Annotated in this window: 5 protein-coding genes; 4 read left to right on the top strand and 1 reads right to left on the bottom strand. The window is 70.2% G+C overall.

The window, feature by feature from the left end; genetic code table 11:
• Positions 1–63: 63 nt before the first annotated feature.
• The 3 genes from EF903_RS27380 (at position 64) to EF903_RS27370 (ending at position 3710) form a co-directional block, all read left to right on the top strand.
• Positions 64–342 carry a hypothetical protein gene (locus tag EF903_RS27380; protein WP_125547590.1) on the top strand — a complete coding sequence of 93 codons (279 nt, stop codon included), beginning with the start codon at positions 64–66 and terminating at the stop codon, positions 340–342.
• A 174-nt stretch (positions 343–516) separates the two neighbouring features.
• On the top strand, positions 517–3243 hold the full coding sequence (locus EF903_RS27375; RefSeq protein ID WP_125547588.1) for a PKD domain-containing protein: 2727 nt from the start codon (positions 517–519) through the stop codon (positions 3241–3243).
• 71 nt (positions 3244–3314) lie between these two features.
• Entirely contained in the window at positions 3315–3710 is a 396-nt protein-coding gene (locus EF903_RS27370) for a hypothetical protein (RefSeq protein WP_260616001.1), read from the top strand.
• Between the two features lie 10 nt (positions 3711–3720).
• On the opposite strand, the gene EF903_RS27365 is transcribed toward EF903_RS27370, so the two are convergent.
• A protein-coding gene (locus tag EF903_RS27365) for an IS5 family transposase (protein WP_125547586.1) occupies positions 3721–4606 on the bottom strand; the annotation gives its coding sequence in 2 pieces (ribosomal slippage) (positions 3721–4383 and positions 4385–4606; 885 coding nt in all).
• Between the two features lie 159 nt (positions 4607–4765).
• Here EF903_RS27365 and EF903_RS27360 point away from each other — a divergent pair.
• Complete coding sequence (locus EF903_RS27360; RefSeq protein ID WP_125547584.1) at positions 4766–5527, top strand: maleylpyruvate isomerase family mycothiol-dependent enzyme; 762 nt, start codon at positions 4766–4768, stop codon at positions 5525–5527.
• Positions 5528–5874: the final 347 nt, after the last annotated feature.

Here is a 5874-nt window from a genome sequence, read left to right as displayed (position 1 = left end):
CCTGTCACGCCTCCCACGCCGCCTGCGCCGCCCGCGCCCCCTCCCCCGCGTACCGTCTGTTCCGTGCTGCTGCGTATCGCCCTCGTCACCGGCTCGCTGATCGTCACCGGCCTGCTCGCGCACGGCTCCCCCGCGCATCCGGGGCCCCGCCGCGCAGCGCCGACCCCGGCTCCGCCACGCCCACTTCCGTCCCAGGCATACCTGGAAACCCATCAGCCCCTCCCGGCGCCTCAGATCGCCACACGCCCCCGCGAGACCGGCGACTGCGGCCCGCCCGTGCTCGCGGACACGCCCCAGAACGCTACGCGGCCGGGCCAGGTGGGCGACTACAGCCTGCAGTAGCCGGACGTGGGTGAGCGCGGGTGACAGTATCCGGATTACGGGAGATGATGTTCGGCGTCTGTTCGAGTCCGCGTGCGCCCGACTGACGCTGGGGGAACAGGACGTCTACCAGTCGTGCGGCGCCGCGACCGGCGTGACTCCACGTCACTTCTGGTACGAAGGAAACCCTTTCTGGTGCGTCCCACTCGTGCGACGGTCCTGTTGACCGCAGGTCTCGTCACCTTTCTCGGTGTTCCGTCCGCCGCGGCAGCCGAGGCCCCGCCCACCCTCTACGTGAACAACAACAGTTCCTCCTGCTCGGACGGCGGCTCCGGCTCGCAGGCCGTGCCCTTCTGCTCCATCTCGGCGGCGGCCAAGGTCGTGGCGCCGGGGCAGACCGTACGGATCAAGACGGGCAAGCGCTACGACGAGGCCGTCGCCATCGACCGCTCAGGCGCACCGGGCAAGCCGATCACCTTCGTGCCCGACGGGCCGGAAGACAGGCTGGTGGTCCTGGGCACCCAGCCGCTGACCATGACCGGCGCCTCGCACGTGGTGGTCCGCGGGCTGAGCCTCAGCGGCGGAATGCGGGTCAACCGGTCCGCCGACGTCGAACTGGACCACATCTACGCACACGCCCGAGTCAGTGGTGGGGAGGGCCTCGTGGTCGGCGACGCGAGCACGGATGTGCGCGTCAGCCGGGGGTGGTTCCAGGGAGTCCGGATCGAGGGCGGCGCCCAGCGCACCGTACTTGGCCGCAACGAGATCATCGGCAACGCGCGGGAGCCGCTCACCGTCGAAGACGCTCCCGCCACCGTCATCACGAACAATACGTTCCAACTCGGCTGCGGCACGGCCATCCCGCTCAGCGGCAGCTCGCCCGGCTCCGCCGTGTTCAACAACGTGATCAACGCCAAGTACTACGTCGGTCTGTGTGACCCCGCTCGGGGACGCACCGCCCTCGCGGTGTCGCAGAGCGCGGCGGCCGGCACACGGGCCGACTACAACCTGATCGCCGGTCCCTTCCAGACGGTCTACACCTGGGGTGGCGCCGCCCACCAGGACCAGGCCGCGTTCCACGCCGCGACAGGGCAGGGCGGGCACGACATCGTGCACCCGAGGACAGAGGACGCCTACACGAAGGCCGTGGACTCTGCCGATGCGACCGCGCCCGGCGTGCTGCTCACCGACCTCAGCGGGTATCCGGTCGTGGACGACCTGCGCGTGCCCAACACCGGCAAGGACGGCGGATACCTCGACCGGGGCGCGCGAGAGAGCCAGAACTCGCTGGAAAGCGTCCGGCTGGAACTCGACCAGCCGTGGGCGCCGGCCGGCACCGCCGTGAAGGCGACGGCCACCGCGGTCAGCGCGTGGTCCGGCCCGCTCACCTACCGCTTCGACTTCGGTGACGGCTCGGCCCCGGTCGTCACCGGCGAGCGCACTGCCACGCACGTCTACAGCTCGCCCTGCGAGTGCACGGCCACGGTGACCGTGTACAACGAGGCCAAGCTGCAGATCGCCGCCGGTGCCAAGGCCAAGGTGACCGCGCCCGGTCCGCTGACGGCCGGCTTCACCTCCCGGCCGTTCCTGCCGACCGCCGAGGACCCGAGGGCGTACGTCGCCCCGCTGACGGTGGAGGTCGACCCGCGGAGCACCATCGCACCGTGGCCGGTCCAGCAGGTGGAGGTCGACTTCGGTGACGGCGCCCAGGAGCGGGTGTCCGCGCTGGAGCCCGTCCGGCACGCCTACGCGCAGCCCGGCGACTACAAGGTGACCGCGACCCTCAAGGACGCGAAGGGCGCCACCTCCACGGTCAGCCGGACCGTGCAGGTCGCGTACGCCGCGTCGGGCTACGTGCCCGTCCACCCGTTCCGTGTCCTGGACACCCGTCTCTCCAACAGCCCGGTGCAGGCCGGCACCGCCGCCCAGGTGGCCGTGCCGGTGGTCTACTACAGCTCGGGCCCCCACCACACGGGCGGGGCGACCGCGGCCGTCCTGAACGTGACCGTGACCGGCGCCACCCAGGACACCCACCTGAACGTGTGGCCCTCGGGCCAGCAGCGACCGGCGACCTCGAACGTGAACGTCCGCGCGGGCGGCACCTCGTCCAACACGGTCACCGTGCCCGTCGGCTCCGACGGCAAGATCCTCGCCCAGCTCAACTCCGGCCAGGGGCACGTCGTGGTCGACTTCGTCGGTTACTACCAGCCCAACACCGGAAAGAGGTTCTACCCGGTCACGCCGACCCGTCTCGCCGACACCCGCACCACGGGCGGCGCACTGGGCGCCGGCCAGACCCGGACCGTCAAGGTGGCGGGCGTGCGGAGCATCCCGCCGGACGCCCAGGCCGTCGCGCTCAACCTGACCGGCACCGGCGCCACGACCGAAACGCACGTGATCGCCTACGCGGAGGCGGACAAGCGCCCCACCACCTCGAACCTCAACCCCGAGCCGGGCAAGGACAAGTCCAACCAGGTCATCGTCCCGGTCGGCCCGGACGGCACCATCACCCTCTACAACAACGCCGGCTCCACCGACCTCGTCCTCGACGTGGTCGGCTACTACCACGAGTCGGGTGGCGGGGCGCTCTTCACGCCGGTCGTTCCCAAGCGGCTCGCCGACACCCGCACCACGGGCAAGCTCGCCCCGGGCGCGACCACCACCGTCGCCGGCCTGCCGGCGGACGCAGTGGGCGCGGCCCTGAACGTCACCGCCACCGAGACCACCAGCGCGGGCTTCCTCACCGTCCACGGATACGGAACCGCCCGCACGGACGCAAGCAGCCTCAACACCCGTCCCGGCGAAACCGTCCCCAACCACGTCACCACCCCCGTCGGTGGCGGCAAGGTCAGCATCTGGAACAGCTGGGGCGGCAGCAACCACGTGATCACCGACGTGTTCGGCTATTTCACCCACGGCTAGGGCCTGTCCGATGGGTCGTGTGAGCTGACCAGGACCGTGGCCTAGGGTTCGTTAGGACGAAGGGGGCCCGCATGTCACGTGATACCGCCGAAGCAGAGGCGGGAATGAAGGGGATCACGTTTCGTGCCTGGCACGGAAAGCACTACGTGACCCTGGCTGAGCTGCTGGTTCGTCTTGGGAGCTTCGGCTTGGACCTGACGTGGCGCGTCGAGTTCGACGAGATTGTCGATCCTCGCTGTGTCGAGATGAAGAAGAGGTCCGCCGACTCCGGCATGGACACGTTGACGCTGTTGTCGTTGACGACCCCCTTCCTCCAGCTGATCGACGCCGAAGCGCGGGGGTTCGCTGGTGACGAGTTGGTGGTCGTCCTGACCGAGTTCGACAGCTCCTCGTGGGACGTCAGGGCTGTCGACGATCGCGTACTCAGCGAACTTCGCCACCACTACCCGAGCGCCGAGGATCTCTGAACGGGGCGTTTCACTGCGGACGGAGCCATAGACGGATCGCGGCCACGGTGACCGTCCCGTGGAAGGCATATGCCCGCTTGTCGAAGCGTGTGGCGACGGCTCGGAAGTGCTTGAGCTGGTTGATGGTCCGCTCGACTTCGTTGCGGCGGCGGTAGATCGGCTTGTCGAATCCTGTGGGTCTGCCGCCTTGACTGCCGCGGCGCCGGCGGTTGGCCCGCTGGTCTCTCGGCTCAGGGATCGTGTGCTTGATCTGGCGTCTGCGCAGGTGAAGCCGGTTACGGCGTGACGAATAGGCCTTGTCTCCCCCGACGTGATCGGGCCGGGTGCGCGGTCGTCCACCAGCCTGCCGGGGCACACGGATCTCTTCCAGGACGGAGATCATCTGCGGGGCGTCCCCCCACTGGCCGGGCGTGATGACAAACCCGAGCGGGCGACATCCCCCTTCACCGGCAAGGTGGATCTTGCTTGTGAACCCGCCTCGCGAGCGTCCCAGACCTTCATCGGAGCGGTGACGCGCCGGGCCCCTGCGCTGACCCGGGATCTTCGGTGCGAGGGTGGAGGCGCCAGCCGCGTGCTGATGAGCGCGGCAGGTCGTGGAATCGACGCTGACCATGGTCCAGTCGATCCTGCCCTCGGCATCGGCGTCAGCCTGGACGGCCCGCAGGATTCTCTCCCCACGTGCCGTCCGCTGACCACCTGCGATGACGATCGTGGACTGTCTTCCAGCTACCGAACCAGGGAGGCAGGTCCCGCCAGGGAAGGCCGGTCCGCTGCCGGAACAGAATCCCGTTGATCACCCGACGGTGGCACTGCCAGCGTCCACCCCGCCCGCGATTCGCCGGCAAGTGCGGCTCCAGCCGAGCCCACTCCTCATCCGAGAGATCTCCCCGCCCCATACCCCACGGAACGATTTCCCAGCAGGAGCGTCACACGACCGATCGGACAGCTCCTAGCCCGTCCCGCGTTCATACGGCCCCGGGCCGCCGCCATCCGCGGCGGCCCGGGCCCGCAGAAAAGAGGATGCACCCGGCCGACCGGGCTGCTAATCAAGCGATGTGACAGACAGTCTTCAATACTCCGCCCTGCTGCAACTGATCGACGAAAGGTCGGCCGCGTTCAGGAGTGCGGTTGCCGCCGCGCCCGGCCTCGACGCGCCCGTGCCGTCCTGCCCCGAGTGGACGTTGTTCGATCTGGTGCACCACCTGGGTACGGGCCAGCGCTGGTGGGCCGCGATCGTCGCCGCGGGCCCGGCCGAGGCCCCGCCGGCCAAGGGCGCCGCCGAGCCACCGCGTGACCTGGACACACTGCTGGCCTGGTACGACGACTCCCACGAGCTGCTGCTGAACACGCTGCGCGAGGCCGGCCCGGAACGCGAGTGCTGGGCGTGGTGGAGCGCAGGCCTGTCGCCGGCGAATGCCCGGGGCGTTGCCCGGCGCCGGGTGCACGAGGTGCTGGTGCACACCTACGACGCCCAGCTCGCCGCAGGCGCCGTGCAGCCGATGCCGGCGGACGTCGCGATCGACGGTGTCGCCGAGTTCCTCGACACCTGCAACTCCACCCCGGCGGCCTGGCCGCACGAGCCCGCCACCATCCACTACCACGCCGCCGAGGGCCGCTCCTGGCTCCTGACGCTGGACGACACCGGCGCCTGGCCTGCCCCCCTCCCGCACGACGCCGCGCCGCCCTCGGCGTCGGCCGCAGGCACCGCCGAGCAACTGCTCCTCTTCGTCTGGGGCCGCCTCACGCTGAACGACCTGACGATCCAGGGCGACCAGCAGGTGTTCGAGCAGCTGATCGCCTGGGAGCCCGAGGAGTAGCCGGTCTCCTCGTACGCCAGCGCCTCCCGCAGCACTGCCTGCTCGAACAGGCTGCAATCCCTCCTCCGTTCGCACTCGCCTGCTCACGGACGCTTGTGGCCCCCAACCGGCCGCGGACGCCCGCCCGGCCCGGCCGCGTAGCGATCTGGTGCCCCAGGGGTGGTCGCTGAGGTGCCTGATGCGGCCGGGACGGAAGTGGGCGTGGCGGAGCCGGGGTCGGCGCTGCGCGGCGGGGGCCCTCCCGGTATGGGTCCCCTTGGGCGTTGTTCCTGCTGGGGGTGGGGCGACAGTCTTTTGTCGGTGCGGGACGGGGTGGGCCGTCAAGGGTGGCCCGAAGGGGCATCGCG

This window comes from Streptomyces sp. WAC05292 (assembly GCF_003949955.1).
Lineage (GTDB): Bacteria > Actinomycetota > Actinomycetes > Streptomycetales > Streptomycetaceae > Streptomyces > Streptomyces globosus.
This window is presented reverse-complemented; position numbering and strand designations above follow the sequence as displayed.